24 protein-coding genes are annotated in these 22,656 nt (G+C 61.7%); 12 read left to right on the top strand and 12 right to left on the bottom strand.

Going from position 1 to position 22,656, the window contains the following annotated elements; all coding sequences use genetic code 11:
* Nucleotides 1–5,523: an intein-containing Cdc46/Mcm family DNA replicative helicase gene (locus WYS_RS15295; RefSeq protein ID WP_019178416.1), complete on the bottom strand. Its 5,523-nt coding sequence runs from the start codon at nucleotides 5,521–5,523 to the stop codon at nucleotides 1–3.
* Between the two features lie 201 nt (nucleotides 5,524–5,724).
* Nucleotides 5,725–6,264 (bottom strand): DUF367 family protein, encoded by a 540-nt coding sequence (locus WYS_RS15290; RefSeq protein WP_019178415.1) that lies wholly within the window; start codon nucleotides 6,262–6,264, stop codon nucleotides 5,725–5,727.
* Nucleotides 6,265–6,393: 129 nt separating this feature from the next.
* On the opposite strand from WYS_RS15290, the gene WYS_RS16550 reads away from it, so the two are divergent.
* Both WYS_RS16550 and WYS_RS11970 read left to right on the top strand, forming a co-directional pair.
* Nucleotides 6,394–6,516, top strand: a complete 123-nt coding sequence (locus WYS_RS16550; protein ID WP_019178414.1) for a hypothetical protein — start codon at nucleotides 6,394–6,396, stop codon at nucleotides 6,514–6,516.
* 366 nt (nucleotides 6,517–6,882) lie between these two features.
* On the top strand, nucleotides 6,883–8,124 hold the full coding sequence (locus tag WYS_RS11970) for an anion transporter (RefSeq protein ID WP_019178413.1): 1,242 nt from the start codon (nucleotides 6,883–6,885) through the stop codon (nucleotides 8,122–8,124).
* 2 nt (nucleotides 8,125–8,126) lie between these two features.
* On the opposite strand, the gene WYS_RS11965 is transcribed toward WYS_RS11970, so the two are convergent.
* Nucleotides 8,127–8,570 (bottom strand): arsenate reductase ArsC, encoded by a 444-nt coding sequence (locus WYS_RS11965; protein WP_019178412.1) that lies wholly within the window; start codon nucleotides 8,568–8,570, stop codon nucleotides 8,127–8,129.
* A gap of 243 nt (nucleotides 8,571–8,813) precedes the next feature.
* Here WYS_RS11965 and WYS_RS11960 point away from each other — a divergent pair, with 243 nt between their 5' ends.
* Nucleotides 8,814–9,314 carry an RDD family protein gene (locus tag WYS_RS11960; RefSeq protein WP_019178411.1) on the top strand — a complete coding sequence of 167 codons (501 nt, stop codon included), beginning with the start codon at nucleotides 8,814–8,816 and terminating at the stop codon, nucleotides 9,312–9,314.
* Here WYS_RS11960 and WYS_RS16150 read toward each other — a convergent pair.
* From WYS_RS16150 to WYS_RS11925, 7 genes are all read right to left on the bottom strand, one after another.
* Nucleotides 9,223–9,729, bottom strand: a complete 507-nt coding sequence (locus WYS_RS16150; RefSeq protein WP_147654270.1) for a hypothetical protein — start codon at nucleotides 9,727–9,729, stop codon at nucleotides 9,223–9,225. The two genes, WYS_RS11960 and WYS_RS16150, sit on opposite strands and share 92 nt — an antisense overlap.
* Nucleotides 9,681–10,103, bottom strand: coding sequence for an alpha/beta hydrolase family esterase (locus WYS_RS11955; RefSeq protein ID WP_026069083.1), 423 nt, complete (start codon nucleotides 10,101–10,103; stop codon nucleotides 9,681–9,683). The genes WYS_RS16150 and WYS_RS11955 overlap by 49 nt, the downstream gene beginning before the upstream one ends.
* A 34-nt stretch (nucleotides 10,104–10,137) precedes the next feature.
* Nucleotides 10,138–10,350, bottom strand: a complete 213-nt coding sequence (locus WYS_RS11950; protein WP_019178410.1) for a hypothetical protein — start codon at nucleotides 10,348–10,350, stop codon at nucleotides 10,138–10,140.
* Between the two features lie 51 nt (nucleotides 10,351–10,401).
* Nucleotides 10,402–10,857, bottom strand: a complete 456-nt coding sequence (locus tag WYS_RS11945) for a hypothetical protein (protein WP_019178409.1) — start codon at nucleotides 10,855–10,857, stop codon at nucleotides 10,402–10,404.
* A 201-nt stretch (nucleotides 10,858–11,058) separates the two neighbouring features.
* Complete coding sequence (locus tag WYS_RS11940; protein WP_019178408.1) at nucleotides 11,059–11,565, bottom strand: archaellin/type IV pilin N-terminal domain-containing protein; 507 nt, start codon at nucleotides 11,563–11,565, stop codon at nucleotides 11,059–11,061.
* A gap of 138 nt (nucleotides 11,566–11,703) precedes the next feature.
* Nucleotides 11,704–12,285: a hypothetical protein gene (locus WYS_RS11930; protein WP_019178406.1), complete on the bottom strand. Its 582-nt coding sequence runs from the start codon at nucleotides 12,283–12,285 to the stop codon at nucleotides 11,704–11,706.
* Entirely contained in the window at nucleotides 12,282–13,004 is a 723-nt protein-coding gene (locus tag WYS_RS11925) for an RAD55 family ATPase (RefSeq protein WP_019178405.1), read from the bottom strand. Before WYS_RS11925 ends, WYS_RS11930 begins: the two co-directional genes overlap by 4 nt.
* Nucleotides 13,005–13,186: 182 nt before the next feature.
* Between WYS_RS11925 and hxlA the strand changes: the two genes are divergently transcribed.
* The gene (gene hxlA / locus WYS_RS11920) at nucleotides 13,187–14,482 is read left to right on the top strand and encodes a 3-hexulose-6-phosphate synthase (RefSeq protein ID WP_019178404.1); all 1,296 of its coding nucleotides are present in this window, start codon (nucleotides 13,187–13,189) and stop codon (nucleotides 14,480–14,482) included.
* A complete protein-coding gene (locus tag WYS_RS15285; protein WP_019178403.1) occupies nucleotides 14,464–15,147 on the top strand; it encodes a PHP domain-containing protein in 684 nt (227 codons plus the stop codon). Before hxlA ends, WYS_RS15285 begins: the two co-directional genes overlap by 19 nt.
* A gap of 34 nt (nucleotides 15,148–15,181) precedes the next feature.
* Here WYS_RS15285 and WYS_RS11910 read toward each other — a convergent pair whose 3' ends face one another.
* Nucleotides 15,182–16,027, bottom strand: coding sequence for a zinc metalloprotease HtpX (locus WYS_RS11910; protein WP_019178402.1), 846 nt, complete (start codon nucleotides 16,025–16,027; stop codon nucleotides 15,182–15,184).
* A 163-nt stretch (nucleotides 16,028–16,190) separates the two neighbouring features.
* Between WYS_RS11910 and WYS_RS11905 the strand changes: the two genes are divergently transcribed.
* The 3 genes from WYS_RS11905 (at nucleotide 16,191) to WYS_RS11895 (ending at nucleotide 19,378) form a co-directional block, all read left to right on the top strand.
* Nucleotides 16,191–17,225, top strand: coding sequence for a lysylphosphatidylglycerol synthase transmembrane domain-containing protein (locus tag WYS_RS11905; RefSeq protein WP_019178401.1), 1,035 nt, complete (start codon nucleotides 16,191–16,193; stop codon nucleotides 17,223–17,225).
* Between the two features lie 42 nt (nucleotides 17,226–17,267).
* The gene (gene priS, locus WYS_RS11900; protein WP_019178400.1) at nucleotides 17,268–18,497 is read left to right on the top strand and encodes a DNA primase catalytic subunit PriS; all 1,230 of its coding nucleotides are present in this window, start codon (nucleotides 17,268–17,270) and stop codon (nucleotides 18,495–18,497) included.
* A gap of 65 nt (nucleotides 18,498–18,562) precedes the next feature.
* Nucleotides 18,563–19,378, top strand: a complete 816-nt coding sequence (locus WYS_RS11895; protein ID WP_019178399.1) for a hypothetical protein — start codon at nucleotides 18,563–18,565, stop codon at nucleotides 19,376–19,378.
* Here the strand turns inward: WYS_RS11895 and WYS_RS11890 are convergent.
* Nucleotides 19,369–20,199: a hypothetical protein gene (locus WYS_RS11890; RefSeq protein WP_019178398.1), complete on the bottom strand. Its 831-nt coding sequence runs from the start codon at nucleotides 20,197–20,199 to the stop codon at nucleotides 19,369–19,371. The two genes, WYS_RS11895 and WYS_RS11890, sit on opposite strands and share 10 nt — an antisense overlap.
* A gap of 72 nt (nucleotides 20,200–20,271) precedes the next feature.
* Here WYS_RS11890 and rpl18a point away from each other — a divergent pair, with 72 nt between their 5' ends.
* The 4 genes from rpl18a to WYS_RS11870 are packed head-to-tail and all read left to right on the top strand — an operon-like array spanning nucleotide 20,272 to nucleotide 22,655.
* The gene (gene rpl18a / locus WYS_RS11885) at nucleotides 20,272–20,505 is read left to right on the top strand and encodes a 50S ribosomal protein L18Ae (RefSeq protein ID WP_019178397.1); all 234 of its coding nucleotides are present in this window, start codon (nucleotides 20,272–20,274) and stop codon (nucleotides 20,503–20,505) included.
* Nucleotides 20,502–20,924: a prefoldin subunit alpha gene (gene pfdA / locus WYS_RS11880; protein ID WP_019178396.1), complete on the top strand. Its 423-nt coding sequence runs from the start codon at nucleotides 20,502–20,504 to the stop codon at nucleotides 20,922–20,924. The genes rpl18a and pfdA overlap by 4 nt, the downstream gene beginning before the upstream one ends.
* 16 nt (nucleotides 20,925–20,940) lie before the next feature.
* On the top strand, nucleotides 20,941–21,948 hold the full coding sequence (gene ftsY, locus WYS_RS11875) for a signal recognition particle-docking protein FtsY (protein ID WP_019178395.1): 1,008 nt from the start codon (nucleotides 20,941–20,943) through the stop codon (nucleotides 21,946–21,948).
* Nucleotides 21,949–22,001: 53 nt separating this feature from the next.
* Nucleotides 22,002–22,655, top strand: coding sequence for a dihydrofolate reductase family protein (locus WYS_RS11870; protein WP_019178394.1), 654 nt, complete (start codon nucleotides 22,002–22,004; stop codon nucleotides 22,653–22,655).
* The last annotated feature ends 1 nt before the right edge of the window (nucleotide 22,656 follow it).

The following is a 22,656-nucleotide window of genomic DNA, read 5'->3' as shown; positions in this document are numbered from 1 at the left end:
TCATCCCTCCGAGGCGAGCTTGTAATAGCCGTTGGAGGGTGAATAAACTTCCCCGCTCTGACTTAGCCTCTTTATAAGGGTCTTCGCGCGGTCCTCGGCTATGCCCTCCGAGCCGGCCGCCTTGAACAGCTCCTCCGCGCTGACGCCCTTCCGGGGGTCGGCATCCTTGCTCAGCTGGGAGATCAGCTTCTTCAGTATCCCGATCTGCTCCCTCTGGGAGTGGCTGGTGCCGGTGGCGATGATGTCGAAGTCCAGCTTGTCCCCCTCGCCGGCGATCTTTCTGAGGTAGTACTCCACCACGCGGACGGCACGGGCGGCGTCATCAGCCTCCACCACGCGCGAAAGCCTTGCCCTCGCCGATGCCTCCGACAGGCGAACGAACGCCTCCAGCTGCCTGGCGGTTATCGGAACGGAGGCGCCCTCGCCCTCCCCCTGCTTCCTGATCTTCAGGTAGTAGTCGGAGATCAACTTCACCGCTTCATCGTTCATCACTGGGTTGATTTTCTTCGAGTACGCTACGTACTTGCGGAAGAAGTCCCGGTCGAAGACCGGGAGCATTGCGGTGGTGTCGCTCAGGATCTTTTCCCCGTCCACCCCTACCAGTGCTGCGGGGTCCTCATATTTTCGCACCTGGCCGCGCCGGTGTGACTTGAGGATGTGCGCGGTGATGTTGGCGTCCTTCTCCGCCGATGGCTTGTCGGTCATGGCAAATATGAGATCGAACCTCGACAGCAGCGCCGGGGGCATGTTGATCTGGTCGGCAATGTACTGATGCTCCTCGAAGCGGCCGTACTTGGGGTTTGCGGCACCCAGCAGGGAGCAGCGGCATTGCAAGGTGGCGGTGATGCCGGCCTTGGCCACCGAAACGCTATTGCCGCACCACACCGGCTTTCCATTTCGACGGACATAGATTATGTGATCCGGAACTTCAACGCAAAATATCTTGCCAGCGTAATGGCCCTTGGTGATGTTTCTTCGCCTGCCACAGTTGATCATCGGCTGGTTCATGCTACGCCGGTAACCATCGATGAACGATACAGAGTAATGCGGAACACTGTAGGTGATGTTCTGACCTCTCAGATCGGCCACATATCTTCCTGGCACTCTAACCGTTATATTGGCTGAAACACCTATTTTCAGGGCCAGTTCCTGGAGATCGTCAGCTAATCGCTTCGACGAAGTACCATAGACACTATGCCCGGTCCTTTCATTGAAGTGGCCGTCCCCCAGCATCATGGCTTCGAATATGATCAACAACTGCCTGGGTGACAGCTCGAGGAATTCTCTCGGAATGAATTTTTGGTGGCAATAGTCAAGCTTTGCCAGATAGGATGCCAGCTGCTTGTCCGATATGGCAAAATTATGCCCATCGTAGGAGTATGTATAGCCAAGGCGAGATAGGCAGGCGTCTATTTTGCGGATTTTCTCTTCGCTCTTCGTTTGAGTAATGTGGACCCTAAATGGGACGCCGTTCAGCCTCTGCACGCTGCCCTCTGACAGGAAATAGCCCAGAAATTCCAGCCAATCATCCATGGGGGTGGATCTCTTGGCTATCCGGCCCACCCGCGCCTGGTTCCCGAGCTTGAGAACCGAAGGCAGGCGGAACGTGTCCGCCTCGCGGCCCTGCCACGAGGCGTTCCTTTTGAATTTGAGCATCTTCTGCAGAGGAATCTCATCCATCCTGCGAAGCTTGAACGGCTGCCACTCATCGGCCCGCTGGTGGATCGAGACGTACAGCTTGTGGTTTGGGGAGATAGCCAGATCAACCTGCCTCCCCTGTATGTAATACATGTCCCCGTCGTAGTACGTCTCGATGTACTTGGTCGGCTTGACGAACCTTAGCTCTCCATCTTTAGTGAGAGACGCTACAAGGTCCTCCTCGTCCAGATCCTTAAAGTATTTCCAGCCAATATTGGTCAAGATCTCAGTTTGATCGTCGTAGCATTGAGACTCCATGGCCTCGTGCATCGACGAACGGTCCTGATCGGTCATCTTGTCGAGCTCATCGATGCAGTTGTGAACGATGCCTCCGGACAGGAGGAAGTTGGGCTCTCCGTTGATGATGAGGTCATAGACTGGCCTGAGACCTCCAGGCTCTATGCGGGTCACCGGGTTCAACAGGTAGTTCTTGGACGGATCTCTGAACGGCTCATTGGTGATCTCGCTCCAATGAGGCCGCAGGGTCTCCATCAGGGTCGTGGTCACCTTTCTTTTATTGGTGGCCCTGTAAATCCTGGAGTGCAACCCCAACTTCACTGTCTTGCTAGTATTGAACTTGACCGATGCCAGCCAGTCGACGTATTCGCCGTCCAGCCAGGTATCGTAGGAGCTGATCCTGGACTTGGCCTCCACGGGATAGAGTTTGCTCCTGTTCTTACCGACCACTAGGGGTCCGATAAGCTCGACCGCTCGATTGTAGCTGTCCATGGAGTGAATCTGGACCTTCCTCCTCCGCTTGACGGCCATGATGCCGAAGCTCTGGAACAGCGCCATGAGCAAGCGCTGCTTCCGTTCGGTCCATCCAGGACCGTACTTCCTTCTGCCTACACCAATGTCGATTATATGCTTGGTCCCATAGGTGCCCTGCTTGTGCGAGGTGCAGCAATCGGTACTAAGGACGCCAGCTAGGAAGCCCAGGCAATAGTCACGGTCCTCCAGGTCGATGTGATCCTTATGGAAAAGTGACATTACGTCTTTCTTTAACGGGGCCGAGCTGAACTGGTAGCTGGTGCTCTCCGACCAGTTGACCTCTCTTCCCCTGATGAAGGTCCTTCTTGCCTTTCGCAGTGTTTCTGACACGGTCTTGATATCGTAGTGCCGTTCGAGAAGATCTAGTACATATCTTGCCCGACCCTCATTTTTTGAGGCACAAGAGAATCCAAGCCCGTTCTTGATGGACCTTTCGTTAGTGTATATATCACACAGCGCGAAGCCGTGGATAAATCCCTTTTCCACGGCGTCCTTGCGGACGACAATGGGCCAGCGATAGTCGGCAGGCACCTTGATGGCGTCCGTGGAACAGAGTTCACCGGCCTCCTTCCAGCCCTCGCCTGTCAGTATCCTGTGATCGGGAGTGCACTCGATGATGTCACCGCTGTACAGGTAGAGCTTGATGGTTTCCTTGAGCCCTTTTTTTATAAGCCTCTTGACGGTGGCAACGTGGTAGCCACCGTCGAAGTTGATGATCTGGTCGCCCGGCCTCACTTCCTTTATTGCCTTGAAGCCGTGGTTCGTCAGGACGGGCTGGTTCTCCTCTATGCAAGCCATCCCCTTGTCCGCGAGGACCAGCGCGCCGGCCTCCAGGGTCCATCTTCCCTCGCCGAAATCGTCCTTCACCGCGGCGGCGGTGTTGTGCACCACGAAGCCGTTGGCGAGGAAGGAGTGACTGTCCTCGACAGTGAGATCGTACACGAACGGCGGCAGATCGGCGCTCTTTTTGCCTGTAGAACTCACCTCGCTCCACCGGAAGACGTCGGAGCCGGGGTCCCGCACCAGGATCGCCTGGCCTTCCCTGATGTCTGACGCCTTCTGCCACCCCTCATTTACCCCATCTGGCTTGGTCCACACTTTTGTCTCTGGGGTGAGCGTCAGCCGCATTCCCGAAGATTCTATGAGTTCCACAAGAAATGAAGGGGTCTTGATGCGCCACATGGACAGCACCTTTTTCTGTGTCTGGCGCATGTCCGACATTGTCGCAATTCTATACTGGCCGTCGACCCTTTCCTCCCACTGAGAGGGCTTCACTTCCACTGGAGCCTTCATGCGGGTCTCCACGAACTCCCCGATGGGGACCGGCCTCCCGTTCACGATGATAGTGGTCTCGGGCGCGACGCAAAGACCGGCCGCCGATGACGACTTGCCGGACGCGTATATGCCCCTCGGGGCCAGGCGGGACATGTACCTCAGCATCTGGCTGTTGTGCGACAGTATGCCGTTGGTGACGAAGTTGTGGCTGTCCTCGACCTCCAGGTCGTACACCCACTCCTCCGCCGCGGGCACCTCCTCCTTCGACACCACCTCGTCGAAGTCCAGGCCGCACCCTCCCCCCAGGTTGCTGTGGTCCCATGGCTCGAAAGGTCCAGCGGAAACGGCGATGTGATAGCCGACCTTGATGTCGGTCACCGGCACCGCCCTGATCCTCACCACGTTCTGCAGGAACAGGCGGTGCGTCGGCGTCACCGTCACGGTGCGCCCCCCGGCGGTGGTGACCTTGATCATGGTCTTCGGAGAGGTCCTCTTCCACACCCGGACCGCCTTTCCGGCCTCCATCCTGCCGCGGGCGGTGAAGGTCAGCACCGACAGGTCCACCGCGGCGGACACGCCGTCGTCCACCTCCTCGACCTTGCCGTTCCTCAAGCCCTCGTCCACGATGTCCTTGATCTTGCGGGCCGGCCCGCCGACCATGACGACCTCGGTATCGCCGACCACGCACTTGGCCACACCCGGATCTCCGACCAGCAGGATGTGGATATCACCCCTGATGCGCGTCCCGTCGTCCAGGTTCTTGGGGACGCCGCCGAACAGCTGCAATGCGAGGGATTCCTTCTCGGTGTCGTAGCCGAAGATGGTCGGGGATATGGAAGCGATGATGTTCCTGAACAGGCCGGGGGAGCGCGCCGCCTCGATGATCTTGGCCTCGTCCTCCGGGGTGATGTTGATCTCCTCGTACTCGTGCCGCTGCGATTCGGCCGAGATGACGTCGAGGTTGATGTCGAACAGCGTTGACTTGTTGGGCTGCCCCTTCTGCACGGAGCGCAGGATGCCGTTCAGGGTGATGCGGTCCCCCGGGGCAACAGAGCCGGCAGCATCGTCCTCGAGGTAACCGGTCAGTCTTTCCGGTTGAGCCCCGCCCCTCAGCCCCTCGGGGCTCTCCTGGACCTCCACCTTCTGGGTGTCCACGAAGCGGCTCTCCTCGGTCAACAGCTTGAACTTGGTCGTTCCGGCCGACCGCCCGCAGCCCTCCTGCTCCTTGTAGCACTCCATCGGCTCCTTGAAGAACAGGCCTTCCTGCTGCTCCTTGATGACGTGCCCGCAGCGCATGCACTGGAACAAGGCATCGGTGATCTTCGGCCGCACCTCGGTGGCCTTGCGCACCAGGCCCTCCACCGAGACCATCTTGCCGACGTGCTTGGCCCGGAGGTCGCGGATCTCCACCCGGGAGTCCCTGGGGAGCTCGATGATGCGGAGGTTGATCTCGGCCTTGCGCATCTCCTGGTGCATGAGATTCTTGATGGCCTGCTTGCCGGCCAGGAGGGCGAGGTCGGGGTGGTCCAGGAGGTACTTGGCCAGGTCGGCGTCGAAGCGGTCGAGGTCGGCGTACACCACCACTATGCTCCGGACGTCGGGGTACAGGTCCGCTACCTCGCGGACCTTCTGCATGTACTCGGTGCCCTGGAAGAACGCTTCCCACTTGGAGACCATGCTGACGTCAACGTCCTTGCGGCGCTGCTCATCCCCGTACTGGTTCTCCTGGGGAATGCTGTTGACCGCGGTGTCCTCATGGTCCATGTCTTCGCTGGGCAAACCTTCCACCTTTTCCTCGCCAACTCTCCGCAGAGCCTTCCGTTAACCGATTGTCCGTATATGATACGTTCTATCGCCGGCCAACGCCAATCTGGCTGATTGCCATTTCGACTGCAATCAGGCCACGTCGACCCACCATATCAACGTAACCCGGGGGTTCTCGAAAATGGCGCTCGAATATATTGGAGCGAGGGGGTGCAACTACTTTTCCTCGCCCTTTTCCGGCCGCTCCGGCGGCACATATTCCATCTGGATCCGCACCACCTCGGCGCTGGTCTCCACTTCGGAGTAGCGGTCCAGGGGCTCCTGGTTCAGCTTCAGGAACTGCTCCCCCCACGAGAACTTGGAGAGGATCGCCCGGGCCTGATCCTTGTACCCCATGATGTAGAGGGACGCGGCCAGCGCCTCCACGCTGGACAGCTTGAACGGCTTGCCCCAGTTCACCGGGTTGGCGGCGAGCATGTACGGCAGGGCACGCTGCTGGAGGTCGCCCCGGAGCTTGGGGAACCCCTCGATGCTGTTCCAGGACATGTCCATCACCAGCAGGCCGTGCGCCTGGGCCTTGCCGGCGTCCTCGCGGGAGATGGACTTCTGCGAGAACGGCGTGAGCACGACGGCCCCGTACGGCACTCGCCTCAGGGACGGCACCTCTTGAGCCAGCTTGAAGCGCACCAGCTTCTTCCCGGTGCACTTCTTGGGATCGCACTGGTCCTCGTCGTAAACGTACAGCCTGACGTCCATGCGGCCACCACTAAGCGGGGCTCCGACAAATAGATTTCCGATTCTGTTCCCGTCTCATCTGACTACAAACAATAGTTAAATCCAAAAAGGGTCCCGCTATTCTCTCTCGCAAAGGAGAAGTGTATAATAATGGCATGCAAGACCAAGACCAGCGCCAAGAAGGAAGAAGCCCCCGCGGCCAAGGCCGTCGCCAGCACCAAGAGCAAGGCAGCGCCCGCGCCGGCGGCCAAGACCACCAAGAAGAAAAAGTGAGAGCTCGCTCTCGGCCCTGAGCGATGAGGCGTCCGCGAGGCGCTCCATAGCGGAGCCGCCCCCTCAGGGTAACTCTTTCCCTCATGCACTGCGTTCGATAGAGACATAGGGGCGAGCACGGCGGACGGCGAGGCCTCTTTGCTCCTAGCCCATGTCCGCCCTCGCTCCGGTCGCCGGAACATTGGCCTCGGTCCAAACGGGCATCTAGGCTCATTATGCTCTCTTTTTGAGGCGCACTATAGTTCCGACCCGAACGATCCTGTCACGCCCAGGACGAGGCCGCATCGATTGGGACCATGGGGGCGCGCGACCCCCGCTAGCATTGTACATATTGCTTATATCCGCCCTCGGCGGTCCCCGGCGCCGATGGAGCTGAGCGTCCCGGTCATCGTCATGTTCATCGTTTTCGCGCTCATCGCGGTGCGTCAGGTCGGCAGGTTCCGCCTGAAGATCTGGCAGGTCATGCTGGGCGGCGCGGTGGCGGTGCTGGCGACGATGCAGATCAGCATACCGGACGCGCTGGCGGCGATCGACCTCGACGTGATGCTGTTCCTGCTGGGCATGTTCATCGTGGGGGAGGCCCTGCACCGTAGCGGGTACCTCTTCCACATGGCGCACTCCATCTTCGACCGGGCCGGGAGCGTGGACCGTCTAATCCTGCTGATGCTGTTCTCCGTCGGGCTGCTCTCCGCCTTCCTGATGAACGATACTTTGGCCATCATCGGCACGCCCCTGGTGCTGCACTACGCTTCGAGGTACAAGATCTCGCCGAAGCTGATGCTGCTGTCCCTGGCGTTCGCCGTCACCATCGGCAGCGCCATGAGCCCTATCGGGAACCCCCAGAACCTGCTCATCGCCGTGAGCGGGGGCGTCCCGGACCCTTTCGTGTCGTTCTTCTCGCTCCTGCTTCTCCCCACACTGGTGAACCTGCTGCTCGCGTACCTCGTGCTCAAGCTGTTCTTCAGGAAGGAGTTCGCGCCGAGGGAGCTGGAGCATCATGAGGAGCCGATCGGGGACCCCCGGCTGGCCCGCCTGTGCAAGGCGTCCCTGGCCATCATCGCCGTGGCCATTGCGGCCAAGATCTCGGTGGCGTATATCGCGCCACAGTACGACTTCCCGCTCACCCTCATCGCCGTCGCCGCCGCGCTGCCGATAGTGGTGTTCTCCCCCCAGCGCGCGGACATCGTCAGGAAGGTGGACTGGCCGACCCTGGTGTTCTTCGCCTCCATGTTCGTGCTGATGGCGGCGGTGTGGTCCACCGGATTCTTCCAGGGGCTGGTCGGCGGCGTGGAGGGGATCGCCTCGGTGCCGGTGATTCTGGGGATGAGCGTTGGCATAAGCCAGCTCGTTTCCAACGTCCCCTACGTCGCGCTGATCATGCCGCTGCTGATGCAGGCCGGGGCCGGACCGAACGAGATGCTTGCGCTGGCCGCCGGGAGCACCATCGCCGGGAACCTGTTCATCCTGGGGGCGGCGAGCAACGTCATAATCATCCAGAACGCCGAGAAGGAGGGGTGCACGCTCACCTTCCTGGAGTTCGCCAAGGTGGGGGTCCCGCTCACCGCGCTGAACTGCCTGGTGTACTGGTTCTTCCTCAGCGTCCTGTGATCTCAGCGGGACCCGAAGAAGCGGTCGATCCACTCCCCGATGTCGTCGCGGACCTTTCGCATCAGGGCCATGCGCTCCTCCTCGCTCCCCTCGAGGTCCTCGGGGTCGTCGAATCCGACGTGCACCTGTTCCGGGGCGGGGAAGTAGGGGCAGGTCATGCGGGCCTTCGGGCATACCGTGACGACGTAATCGAACACCGCCTGGATGCGGATGAGCTCGTCCACGCTCTTGGTCCTTTGCTTGGACATGTCGATGCCGATCTCCTTCATCGCCTCCATGGCCAGGGGGTCGATCGCCTCGCTCGGCTCGGTGCCGGCGGAGAAGGCGCGGAACCTCTCCCCGTACCGGGCGTTGAGGAGGGCCTCCGCCATCTGGGAGCGGGCGGCGTTGTGGCAGCAGATGAACAGCACGCGCTTCTTGGGCGCTTCGTGATCCCGGTCGACCATGTGATCGTTCCTCTTGACTCCGGAAGGCGGAACGGGTATGAGAATATGGCGACCGTTGCATCGATAAATTTATTCCGAAGAAGGGCTGTGGGAGCCTTGCACCGATGAAGAGGACTATCGTGCTGACCGGTGATGAATGATGGGCGATCGGAGGTGCACCATTGTCAACATTCCAGTTTTTTATAAATTAACTGGGACAAAAAGCTTATTTCACAGGCCGAGAATCCCCTGCCGGGATTCGGGATGCACACAGGATTTGATATACTCGAGAGCAGCGGAGCGCTTCGCTCCCACTGGCTTAGGAGATTTGTCGCGGGGTTCATCGACATCGCGCTGATCTTCGTGCCCATCTGGTTCGCCCTGAGCTTTTTGACGATCTCCGACCGCGCCATCGTCACCGGCCTGAGCGCGGGGGTGGCGTGGTTCCTCTACTCGGGCCTGCTGGAGGGCCGCTACGGCCGCACCGTGGGCAAGCTGCTGGTGCACCTGAAGGTGGTGTCCATGCGCGAGCGCAGGACCTACCGGCAAACCTTCATACGCTCGATACCGAAACTGTTCTGGTACATCTTCCTCCCCTTCGACGTGGCGGTCGGCCTGGCCATTGAGGGGGACCCCCGCAAGCGGTGGTCCGACGGCGTCGCCAGGACCCTGGTCATAGCGTACTATCCCGCGGTCCCGCGGGCCAAGAAGGTGCCCCAGCCGAGGCCGAGGATGCACCAGAAGGAGGATGACTTCGAGCTCTGAACCCGCTGATCTTCGACTCGAAGAAGTGTACGATCATGTCCGTGGCACGGACGGTGCCGGGGTCATGGTCCGCGCTGGTGTGCACGCGGCCCCCCGGCCACACATGGCCGGCATCCTTGACACGGCAGGCCAGGACCTCGCTTCCGTCCCTGCCGCCCGAATATCTTTCCATGATCATCTCCGCGGTGTCGTTCACCATCGGTTCGGGATTGCAGCCGTTCTTTTCCACCCAGTAGCGAACGGCCTCCCTGGCCGAGAGGAGCGGATCGGTCCTCGCCACGTCGTAAGGGACCAGCCGGTCGACGGTCCCGTTTATCAGGAGGGCGGGGACCGGCCGCGGCGGCGTCATGCCCCACATCCCCGGACCTATCGTCGCTCCCACCGTGGCGATGGCGTCGATCTTGTCCGCCAGCATGATCCCGCCGCGTGGGCGAGCATGCCGCCGTTGGAGAAGCCGGTGACGAACGTTTCCCTGGTGCCGTAGCGCTCCTTCATCAGCTCGATGAGCTCGGATACGAACCCGACGTCGTCGACCTTTTGCGCCCTGGCCTCGGCGCAGCAGAACAGCGCGTTCCACGAACGCTTGCCGGCCGGTCCAGTGCCCTGCGGGTACGCCGCCACGAACCCGCGCTCGTCGGCCCTCAGAGACAGGTCGGTCATGAACTCCATCAGCCTGGCATTGCTGTTCAGCGAGTGCAGGGCGATGATAAGAGGAAGGCCTTCGGTACCGCCCGTTGGCAGGTGAAGAATGAACTCCCTCTCTCTGCCCCCGACTGCGATGGTCTCCATCGTCATTGTGTACCGTCGGCCCCGATAGATAACGCTAGTCCTCGGTCCACCACACCCATCCGCCCCGCTCGGTGGACACGGCCCCCCTAATCAGGCCTTTGCGCCTCATGATGTTGAGCGTTCGGGCGAGGTCGTCGGGGCATCGTGCGCCCCGCTCCTCGAGGGCTGCCTCGAGCTCGATGGTGGTGAGGCTCTTGCCCCTCAGAGCTTCCTTGATGACGGCGTGGCGGTCCTCCGAGGACTGCATGCTGCGCCTTTAGGCCGGCCGAGAATAAAATGATGGTGGAAGTGGTTTGGCTCACCTGGTGAAGGTCTTCATTGCCATGCTGCCCCCGGTCGGAGCGTGGACCATGTTGACCGTCCATTCGCCCTGTTCCATGTCCTCGTCCGCATTTAGGGTCACGAAGTCGCCCATGGACACTTTGCCTTCGCCTCCCAGATCGGTGACGTGCAGCGTGAAGCCGTCATTGGCCCCGTCATCGACAGCAATAATCTTGCCGTCCACCTGAGTGAAGTTCCAGGAAAGCAGACGGTCCCCTGACGGTGGGCTTATGACCAGCTTGCAGTTTACGAACATCGGCGTTGGCGCGAACGTGCCGAAGTCCATGCGGACGGTGTTGTCACCCGTCGCTTTCACCTTGGTGAAGGCGCCGAACGGAGATATCTCGATATGATCGCCTACGTCACCGACGCCCCCGAACAACATCGCCGCCAGCACCATGGTGATGCCGGCCGCGGCGGCCGTACCGGCCACTGCTGACGCTCCCAACTTGTTATGAATTCTCCAGACCCGTTTCGTTAACCACCACGCTCCGTGTTTTAGAGCGGGAGAATTGTTTGGAACGTCGGGACTTATATTAATTTGTATAGAATCATAATGGATAAAAGTAAAATGGAGTTCGTATGTCTTAAAATATATTGATTAAAAAAATAAAATGGAAAGGGATTGAAATGTTTAGTACACGGTGAACGTGCAAGCCGCTATCTGAGCGTTGGGGCCCAGAAGCTTCACTTCGTAGTTGCCTGCAGGCAGAGCGGCGCCTCCGGTGATCAGAATGGTGTCACCAGCAGATATCTTGTCGTTTCCGTCAACGTCCTGATACAGTCCAGATATAGATACTACGTTTGGTTCAGTTCCGACCTTAATTATCTCTTTTGCACTAGCTTCATCTGCATCTATGGCCGCGCCTGCCTGTCCATTGTATAGCAGGTTAACCTTGCAGTCGGACACCAGAACCTCGGTCGAAGTGATCGAGCCTACCCCGACCTTGTAACTGTCTTCAGCCAATCTCTGAGCGGGGCCGATAGACCCGTTCGGGTTGTTGCCGGGGTCTTCCCCGAATCCCATAACCATCACATACAGAACAGCCGCAAGGACCACAGTGATAGCGACCATCAGGATGGTGGCAATCACAGGGGACACTGCAGAGCGGTTCTTCATGCTCTTCTTCAACTTCATCATTTATAGTCCTCCTTCTGGGTAGTGTTATCTACCGCGATGTCGCGATTTTTTGAGCGCATTATAAAGATTTCTGCATGGGTATCTTTGAGGAACCCTGCGTATCTGCGCTGATAATAATATAGAATCATAAATTAAACTTCACTCTGGCCCTTCCAAAGTTATCACTTGATCGCACACTAGAGCAAGCATTTCATGCACTTCCGGGCGCAGGGATTCCTTCATCGAGAGGATCACAGGGTACGCGTCCTTCGAGCTCAGTCCGCTGATAAGTATGTGCAGGAACTCCGACAGGATCTTGGTATCGTTGTGGAACGACAGGGCGTTGACGGAATCGACCACCACCAGCTTCGGCCCCTCGCCGAGCTTGCGCATCAGGTACTGGACCTTCAGCACCACGTTCTCCAGGAAGGTGGGGCTTTCAACATAGATGAACCGGTCGGTGCCCTTCTCCTGAGGGCCCATGGTCATCTGGGAGATGCAGTCGATGAACGACGTGCTCCCGGAGTCCATCTCCAGAGCGTCAAAGGTCGCCTGGATGGTGGTCGCGGGCACCGCCGCGGAGATGTATATGCAGTCTATCTTCCTCTCCTTGGCGAACTCCTCCACCAGGCCGCGCAGAACTTCGAAGTACTTCTCCACCGGGAACTCCAGCGCCACCGCCACGGCCGGGCCGACGTCGCTGAGCTGCTGGGCCACCTGGCCGCTGACATCGTCGCTCATATCCCACCCCTCAGCATGGGAGTGACCAGCACGCCCGCGCTGGTAAGGTCGATGACATACTTGGATCGGGAGTGGGAGGCGGCCTTCATCTTCAGCACCTGCATCGTCCGCAGCAGGTCGGTCTTGCGCTCGTGGTTGCCGAGCACGATGACCCCGTCGGCGATGAGGCTCTCGATGCTGACCTTGGGGTCGGCGTCGGAGATGAGCATGCAGGTGCAGTTCTTGACGTAGGTCATCTCGGACAGCACCAGCAGCATGTCGCGCACGATGGTGCCGTCCTCGAAGCCGTAGAACATGGTGGAGAACGAATCGACGACCAGGCGCTTGATCTCGTTCTCGCCGATGTACTTGGAGAGGTTCTCGGCCAGCTTGATCATGTCCTCCCTGGTCTCCGGACGACCGTAAGTGGAGGGGTTGTCCAGCAGCTCCTGGACCTCCATGATGGCCAGGGTGCCGTCCATCATGAGCTTGTAGTCGTAGAAGTCGTATTCCGGTACGGAGGACAGGAGCTTCTCCGGCCTCTCCACCGTGGTCAGCACCAGGGACTTCTCGCCCATGACGGCCCCGCGGATGGCGAACTCCAGGGACAGCGAGGTCTTGCCGGCCCCAGGAACGCCGGTCACGAGGACCATGCTTCCCGCCGGTATCCCGCCTCCCAGGATGGAGTCGAGGCCCTCTATTCCAGTAATGCACCTCGCTCGCGCCACGCCTTCCGACATCGGGGCTGAGGTAAACCTTTCTACACTAAAGATTTATCCGGCCACTTCTCAAAGATCTTTGTCAGCCGCTCATGAAGGACCCACAGGTTGCGGCGGCTTTCTGGGCCGAGGGAGCGCGTTGAGGGACATCACCAAACGGACGGCTGGAAACCCTTATAATGAGAAGAGGGCTTCCATCACCCATGAAACCCGTGCTGCAGGTGGCCCTGGACCTGATGCACCTCAAGCGGGCGGTGGAGATCGCCGGAGAGGCCGTGGAAGGGGGAGCTGATTGGATCGAGGCGGGGACCCCGCTCATCAAATCGGAGGGAGTGGACTCCATCCGCACCCTGAAGAGGGCGTTCCCGGGACACGTCATCGTCGCGGACATGAAGACCATGGACGTCGGCGGGGCCGAGGTGGAGATAGCGGCGAAGGGCGGCGCGGACGTAGTGTCGGTGCTCGGCCTCTCCGACGACGGCACCATCCGCGAGGCGGTGCTGTCGGCGCGGCAGTACGGCGCTAAGGTCATGGTGGACATGATCGGGGTGGTCGATCGTCCGTCGAGAGCGAAGAGGGCCGAGGAGCTCGGAGCTTCGTACATCTGCCTGCACGTGGGGATCGACGAGCAAATGAAGGGGAGCTCGTCCCCCCTGGAAGTGCTGAAGAAGGTGTCCGAGGCAGTGTCCATACCCATCGCCGTGGCCGGGGGGATAACGTCGGAAACGGCCCCCGAGCTGATGAAGGCCGGGGCGTCCATCGTCATCGTGGGCGGGGGGATCATCAAGGCCGAGAACGTGACGGCCGCAACCCGCAAGGTCAAGGACGCCATGCTCTCAGGCGAGGGCATCGCCAATGAGCTTTCGAAGAAGTACGGGAAGGATGAGCTGTTCACCGCGTTCTCCAAGGTGTCGACGTGCAACATCGCCGACGCCCAGCACAAGAGCGGAGTGATGAAGAACATCCTGCCCCGCATCGATCACGGCGTAAAGATGGTGGGCCGCGCTCTCACCGTGCAGACATCCAAGGGCGACTGGGCCAAGCCGGTGGAGGCCATCGACCGGGCCAGCGACGGCGATGTCCTGGTCGTCGACGCGGGGGGCAGCGACATCGCGGTGTTCGGCGAGCTGGCGGCGTGGAGCGGCCGCATGAGGGGCGTCAGAGGAGTGGTCATCGACGGCGCCGTCCGCGATGTCGAGGCCATCTACGAGATGGGGTTCCCGGCGTTCTCCCGCCACATCGCCCCCAACGCCGGGGAGCCCAAGGGGTACGGCGGCATCGGGCACGAGATCATCTGCGGGGAGATGGTGGTCCGCACCGGGGACTGGATCATCGGCGACGAGAGCGGCGTGGTGGTGGTGCCGCAGGAGATGGCGGTGGAGATCGCCAACCGCTCCCTGGACGTGGCGGAGCGGGAGAACCGCGTGCGCGAGGAGATAAAGCGCGGCGGCACCCTCTCCAAGGTGCAGGAGCTGGAGAAATGGGAGCAGGTTCACTGATCAACCTGCACACCCACACCCTGTACTCCGACGGCGACTACACCCCCGAGCAGATCGTGGGAGCGGCGTCGAAGGGCCACCTGACGCACATCGCCATAACCGACCATTTCGAGACCTCCAAGGTCCGCTCGCTCAGGGCCCCAAAGTTCCCGGAGTACCTGGACCTGCTGCGCGATCTGGGGCGCCGCTACCCGGACGTCAAGGTCCTGGCGGGCGTGGAGATTGACACTGACCCCCGCCGGTGCGACCTCGACAACCTGCCGATCGACCTCCTGAACCAGCTCGACCTGGTCCTGTTCGAGTACGTGCAGACCGACCGCGGCACCACCGTGGAGGGCCTGGAGCCCCTCCTCTCGCAGCTCAAGGTCCCCTGCGGCCTCGCCCACAACGACCTGGAGATGAACTTCAAGGACCTGAGCCCCCCGGAGCTGGCGGAGCACCTCCGGGGCCACGGCCTGTTCGTAGAGATCAACACCGCGTGGCCGTACAAGAGGGACGGGGTGCCGTTCTACGAGCTGGCCAGGGACCGCTACGCCGCGTTCCGCGGAAGGGTCAAGATATCGGTCGGCACCGACGTGCACCATGCCCTGAGCGAGGTCTACAGCCTGGAGATGCCGTACCGCTTCGTGCGGCGGCAGGGGCTGGAGGACGACCTCCTGTTCTGATCATAAAAAATGAAGAAAGGGGGAAGGAAGAAGTTTACATCCTTATGCCGGAGGCCATGTTCTCCAGGCGCCTGATCCTCTCGTCCATGGGAGGGTGAGTGGAGAACAGGTTCACCAGCCCGCCGCCCTTGAAGGGATTGACGATCCACATCCCGGAGGAGGTGGGGCTGCCGAACTGCATGGGCCGGGCGCGGTTCCCCGCCTCCAGCTTCCTGAGGGCGCTGGCGAGGTAGAGGGGCTTCCCGATCATCTCCGCTCCCTCCCTGTCGGCCAGGTACTCCCTGCTGCGGGACACCGCCATCTGCAGCATCAGCGCGGCGATGGGCGCGGTGATGGCCACGATCACGGCGATGAGGATGTTGCCGTTGTCGCGGTTGCCGCCGCCGAACATGGAGCCCCAGAAGAACGACCTCGAGGCGTACGATATCGCACCCGCCAGAGTGGCGGCGACGCTCATCACCAGGATGTCGCGGTCCTTGACGTGGGCCATCTCGTGCGCCAGCACGCCGGTGAGCTCGTCATCGTTCAGGAGGTTGAGTATACCTTCCGTGGCGGCCACGGTGGCATGCTTGGGGTTCCTGCCGGTTGCGAAGGCGTTGGGCGTCTGGGTGGGAACTATGGCCACCTGTGGCATGGGCAGCCCGGCGGTCTGGGAGATGTTCCGCACGATGCGGTACAGCCGGGGCGCATCGGCCTCGGAGACCACCTTTGCTCGATAAGATGCTAGCACTATCTTCGAGGAGAAGAAGTAGGATACTATGTTCATGGCTGCCGCGATCACTAGGAATATCAGCGCTCCGGCGACCCAGTCGTTGAAGAAGATCGCACCGACGGCCCAGCCGATAGCGACAAAGATGCCGCTAAGGACCAGGAACATCATTAGAACACGAAGGTTAGCAGAGACTGCTCCCATCTTAACACCTGTTCACCATCATCAGGGAATACGTATTTAGGCCTGTCGAATTTCATCCGAGGCTGTGCTTCCGAAAGCGCCGCCGGAGCGGCGCTGGCTTATGTGGAGGCCGCTCCCATGGCTAATCAAGATGGCCTCCGGATGGAAAAGGCATTGGAAGAGGTACGCGGCGATAGCGGCCATATCGGTCATCCTGGTGGGCGGCCTGGTCCTCCAGGCCGACCCCCGGGACCTGGCGGACAAGCTGGCCTCGGTGGACCTGTTCCTGCTGGGCGCGGCGGTGGCCCTGTTCCTGCTCAGCATACTTCTCCGGGCGGTCAGGTGGCACGTCCTCCTGCTCGCCGCGGACCAGAAGCTAAGGTTCCGCACCAGCCTGGTGCAGCTGCTGGTGGGGCAGGCCCTCAACGACCTCACCCCGGTCAAGGTCCTCGGCGACGCGGTCAGGATCGTGGGGGTGAACAAGGAGGCCTGCGTGCCCATCGGCTCGGGGCTGGCGAGCATCGTGGAGGAGAAGCTCATGGACGTCATGCTGGTGACGGCGGTCATGATCGTGTCGGCGGTCCTGCTGTTCCCCATCATGCCCTTCCAGGCCTGGATGGTCATCACCGCGGTGGTGGGCCTGGTGGTCCTGGCCAACATCGTGATCCTGCTGGTGCTGCGGCACCCCGACATAATATCGAAGGCGGGGAGCGTTGCCACCAGGGCGGCCAGGCGGCTCCGGCGGGGGGAGGGGGCGGACCGGCTGGAGGGGGCGCTGGACAAGACGGCGAGGTCCTTCGGGCAGGCCCTGGTGAACTCGCAGGGGGCCAACCGGAGGCTCACCATGGCCGCGGCGGGGCTCACCGTCCCCATCTGGGCGCTGGAGTTCGGCCGGCTGTTCATGGTCATGGCCGCCCTGGGCTCGATAGCGTCCCTGCCCGCGGTGGTGGTGGCATCCACCCTATCGATCACGGCCCAGGTGTTCCTGCCGGCGGGGAGCGGGAGCGTGGCGGTGGTCTCGGACGTGTTCGCCGCGACGGGGGTGGCGCTGACCACGGCCGCCGCGGCCGGCATCCTTTCGGTGGCGACATCCATATGGCTGACGGTGCCGCTGGCGCTCCTGGCGCTGCTGGTCACCGGGACCAGGATCGACACCGAGGAGGCGCAGAGGCTCGAGGTGCTGTGAGGGGCGGCAAATGATTTAATCGGTAAGGCCATTTCATGAGCGATGGGACTGGACCAGGACTTCATGATGGGGTGGTTCCGCCGCTACTACCAGGAGCGCCCCCCCGCGCCGCCCGCGCGGTTCGAGCGGAGGGAGTTCGGGTTCATGTTCTTCGACCGCACCTTCGTGCAGAGGCACATCGGCTTCCCCGCCCCCGCGGACCTGCACTACTTCTTGCGCTCCCAGGTCCCGTCGCACGCGTACTACTCCACCGCGTACTATCAGTACCCAGGAGCCCCCACCATGGAGGAGAAGAGCTGGGCGGGGGCGGACCTCATCTTCGACCTCGACGCCGACCACGTCCCGGGGGCGGAGTCCCTGTCCTACCCTGAGATGCTCGCCCGCATCAAGGTCGAGCTGCTGCGGCTGCTGGACGATTTTCTGCTGGGGGACCTGGGGTTCGACGACTCCGACCTGAAGATCGTGTTCTCCGGCGGCCGAGGGTATCACATCCACGTCGCCGACGCCCGCCTGGTCACCCTGAAGAGCCACGAGCGGAGGGAGATCGTCGACTACATCGCCGGCACCGACCTCAACATGGAATGGGTGTTCCCGGAGCGGGTGGTCAGCGCCAAGAGCTTCGTGGGGAACGTGCAGGAGAGCAGGGTGCGCTCCGTGCCGTCCGAGAGGTCGGGAGGCTGGAGGCGCAGAATGCGCAACGGCATGGTATGGCTGGTGGAGGAGATGCGCTCCCGGGACCTGGAGGACCTGCGGGAGAGGTTCCCGTCGCTGAAAGGCGTGCCGGATGCGGTGATCAGGGGCATGCTGGACGATCTCTACACCAAGACCGGCAGGAAGGACGGCGCCCAGCTTATGCTGGAGAAGAACGAGCTGGCCCACTTCAGGGACAAGAGGCACGTGGAGCTGTTCCTCCGCCTGCTGGACCAGGAGGCCCGGCCGATGTTCACCTCCGAGATCGACGAGCCGGTCACCAGCGACATAAAGCGCCTGATACGCCTTCCGGGCAGCCTGCACGGGAAGACCGGGCTGAGGGTCACCACAATGGAGAGGGACGAGCTCGACGGCTTCGAACCGCTGCGGGACGCCGTGCCGGACATCTACACCGACGATCCGGTGGAGCTGTTCGTCAGGGGGAGGGCGGAGGTGGAGCTGCGCGGAGAAAGAGCGACTTTCGAGGGGCGGTGCGAGGCCCCCGCGTACATGGCGGTGTTCATGATCGCGAGGAAGATGGCCACGCTGGACGCCCCCGGCGAGAGCGATGGCCAGACATAGTGTCCAACGCAGTGAATCAGGCGGAAAGATATTTATCCGCAGGTTAAAATCCCTACGGGGGTCGCATGGGCTTTGACAAGGAGACCTTCCAAGGAGGGTACAAGCTAGAACAGATCCGCCGCACCAAGGAGCGGCTGATGATGGCGCAGGTCGTCCTGGTGTTCATCGCGGCCATCATCCTGATCGTGGTCGACGGCTCCATACAGCTGAAGCCCTTCTACTTCAACGTCGGCGCGTTCCTGTACTTCGTCATCCTCATGGCCCTGGTCGCGGGGGTGGAGAGCTTCATCTTCCGCATGCTCGAGCTGAAGTACACCAAGAGTTCGAGCTCGAAGTACTTCATTCTCAAGACCGTGCAGCGACGCAGCCTCGTGATCATCGCCGTCGCCGCCGTGATGGTCGTGCTCCTGCTCACGCCGTTCCTGTCCAACGCCATCGCCAACTACTCCATGGAGTCGAGCTCGACGTCCACCACGGCGACCTTCCTGAGCCGGGACCGGTTCGGCCTGACCACCGTTGACAAGGTGAACGTGAGGACCGACGTCCCGGCCGAGGCGCTGATAATCTCGGAGTCGAACTACCTGCTCTACGCCGGCGACATGGTCAAGCTGAAGCAGTTCTCGGTGGTGTACACCGGCGACGCCTCCGGCGGGGTGGACCTGGAGTTCCCCCTGAGCGCCAGCTTCGGCACCTACTACCTGGTGGTGAACGCCGCGGAAGGCTCGGTGGACGCGACCTACACCGTGCACAGGGCCCTGTCGTCCACCTTCGTCGGGTTCATGACCTTGTTCGGGATACTGTTCATGGGGTTCTACGCGGCGTGGATCGCCTACACCATCCCGATCAAGAAGAAGTACGCCAGGAGCGCCATCTACCGGTGAAAGGAGCAGCACTCCTCTCTTTTCTCGAAAGAATATCCTAGAGAGATGGCCCCCTCCACCGCCCGGGAGGAGGGGTTCACTATCCCGGCGGCCCCGGCCTTGATGCATTCCAGCTCCACCTCCCACTGCCCCCGGGGGCGCATGCACCCCACCAGGACCGGGGCGTCCAGGAGGGACGAGGCCTGCTCCACGAAGCGGGGCAGGCGGCGGAGGTCCCAGGTCCTCCCGTCCCAGGGGGTCCCTCTGGCGGGCGCCAGGCCCAGCACCACCAGGGCCGCTATGTCGTACCCGGCGACGAGCTCGAGCGACCGCCTCTCCCCGTCCTTGGACTGCAACCCCACGCATATGTGCGGAACGAGCCTCGGCGCAGGGGACAGCGCCTCCAGGGTGGCGGCGTAGTCCTGCGGCGACGCCTCCAGGTGCAGCGCCTCCCTTATCACGCCGCGGTCCTGGACCACGTCCACGGAGAAGCAGTCGGCCCCGGAGGACAGCAGCTCGGCCGCGGCGCCCCCGTCCACCAGTCCGGTGTGCAGGTTGACCAGCAGAGAGGTCCGCTCCTTGATCTCCCGGACGGCCGGGACGAAGGGGGCCAGGGGCACGCGCCCCGCCCCATCGCACCCCCCGCTCAGCAGGAAGCCCCGGGCGCCCTTTCTCTCAAGCTCCGCGGCCCTCTCCATCAGCGCCCCCGGCGTGGTCGCCGGGCCCATGCCCTTGAGGTAATGGCCTTGGCAGTGGTCGCACTGCTGCTCGCACCGCCCCCCCGTCACCGACAGGGCGGGAAAACGCCCTCCGGGATGGTAGGCCACGATGGTCTGGGACACGAAGTTATTAAAACCGTTCAAGACCAAAAGGTTTATTGTATTGATTACCTTCCAAGGGCAAGAGAGGATTATATGAACGCTTACCGCGCTACTGGTGAATTCAAGACCGGCAAGTTCAGCTGGCAGAAGTTCAGCATCGAGGTCGCCGCTGATAACGAGGCCGGCGTCACCGAGCAAATCTATTCCAACCTGGGGAGCCGCCACAAGCTCAACAGACAGCAGATCAGGATCAACGAGATCAAGAGCATCAGTGGCGAAGAGATAACCAACCCGGTGGTCCAGCACCTGGCCGGAGGGGCTCAATGAACGAGGCCGAGCTGCGCCAGGCCATGTCCGCGCTGGAGCTTTACCGCACCCAGCTGGAGAGCATAGCCCAGAACCAGCAGCTCGTGCAAATGTCTTTGGAGGAGCTTGCCAGGGCCAAGGAGACCCTGACCCGGTACAAGGACGCCCCGGAGGGCTCCGAGCTCCTCGTTCCCATCGGCGGGAACTCTTTCATTTTCGCCAAGGTCGCCACCAACAGCAAGGCCATCGTGGGCCTCGGCACCGGGGTATCGGTGGAGAAGTCCATGGACGAGGCCGTCAAGACCATGGAGTCCAGGGCCAACGAGCTCGTGGATACCATGAAGAAGCTGGACGAGCGCAGGATAGCCCTGGAGCAGCAGGCCGACCAGCTGTCCATGGCGGTCCAGCAAGAGATGCAGGCCATGCAGCAGTTGGGATAAGGCGAGGTGGTCCGCCTTGTTCGAGTCGCTCAAGAAGAAGCTTGCCTCCCTGAGGGGCAAGGGCGACGAGCAGGAAGGCGAGGCCGAGAAGGCGCAGCCTGAGGCCGAGGTAAAGGCCCCGGCGCAGGCGCCGCACAAGGAACCGTCCCCGGAGGTCCTCAAGGCCGTCGGCGACAGCGGCCGCAAGATCGACCAGTCCGAGGTCGATGACATTCTGTGGGAGCTTGAACTGGGTCTTTTGGAGTCCGACGTGGCCCTGCCGGTCGTCGAGGAGATAAAGGCGGGGGTGCGGGATTCCCTCCAGGGCAAGAGGATCGGCCGGAAGTACGATCTCGACCAGGTGGTGGAGGAGGGGCTCAAGAGCTCCATCCAGAACGTCCTGGAGAAGAGCGAGTTCGACTTCGACGAGTTCGTCAAGGACCACGAGAAGCCGGTGGTCATAATGTTCGTCGGCATCAACGGGACCGGGAAGACGACCTCCATCGCCAAGATCGCCAACCGCCTGCAGAAGCAGGGTTTGACGTCCGTGCTCTCGGCCTCCGACACCTTCCGCGCCGGAGCGATCGAGCAGCTGACCATTCACTCCGAGCGCCTGGGATCCAAGATCATAAAGCACCAGGCCGGGGGCGACCCCGCCGCCGTCGCGTACGATGCCGTCGAGCACGCCAAGGCCAAGCGGCGCGATGTCGTTCTGGTCGACACCGCCGGGCGCATGCAGACCAACGCCAACCTCATGGACGAGATGAAGAAGATCAAGAGGGTCGTCAACCCGCACCTCATCATCTTTGTCGGGGACGCGCTGGCCGGGAACGATGCCATCGAGCAGGCCACCGCGTTCAACAAGGCCGTGGGCATCGACGCCATCATTCTCACCAAGATCGACGCCGACGCCAAAGGCGGGGCGGCGCTGTCCATCGCCCACTCCATCGGCAAGCCCATAGCGTTCCTCAGCACCGGCCAGGAGTACGAGGACATCATCAAGTTCGACAGCAAGTGGATGCTGGACCGGCTGTTCTCGGACTGAGCGCTTTCGGCCACCTCCCCGTCATCCTTTTACGTCGCTCCCGCGTTAGTGCCATGGTTCGCATGCTCCCGTACGTGATACTGCACAACGCCGTCAGCGTGGACGGCCGGATAGACTGGGTATCGATCGACATAGGCCTCTACTATTCGCTCATCCCGACCTGGAAGGAGGATGCCACTCTGTGCGGTTCGGAAACGATGATGCAGCCGGACCCCTGCGAGTGGGAGAACGATGGGGCCACTGACCCGTCCCTCCCCCTGCTGGTGGTCGTGGACGGCCGGGGGCGCTTCAAGACGTGGGAGAAGATCGTGCCTTCCATGTACTGGCGGGCCGGGGTGGCGCTGTGCTCCGCCTCCACTCCCGAAGAGCACCTGGATTATCTGAGGAATGCGGGGGTGGACATCATCACCGCCGGGAAGGACAAGGTAGATGTGCGCGCCGCGCTGGAGGAGCTGAACGAGCGCTACGGCGTTAAAACGGTGAGGGTGGACAGCGGAGGCACCCTGAACGGCGTGCTGCTGCGCGAGGGGCTGGTGGACGAGGTCAGCGTGGTGGTGCATCCCCAGCTGGTCGGCGGGTCCTCCCCGCGCTCAATGTTCAAGGCCCCCGACCTCGGCTCGGAAGAGGGCGTGATCGATCTCGACCTCAAGTCCTCCCGCAAGCTGAAGGGCGGGGCGGTGTGGCTCCGCTATGCCGTGAGGAAGTAGG

The sequence above is a fragment of the Methanomassiliicoccus luminyensis B10 genome, from assembly GCF_000308215.1.
GTDB classification, from domain to species: domain Archaea; phylum Thermoplasmatota; class Thermoplasmata; order Methanomassiliicoccales; family Methanomassiliicoccaceae; genus Methanomassiliicoccus; species Methanomassiliicoccus luminyensis.
Note: the sequence above shows the minus strand (reverse complement) of the source record. Positions and strands in the feature narration are given on the sequence as shown.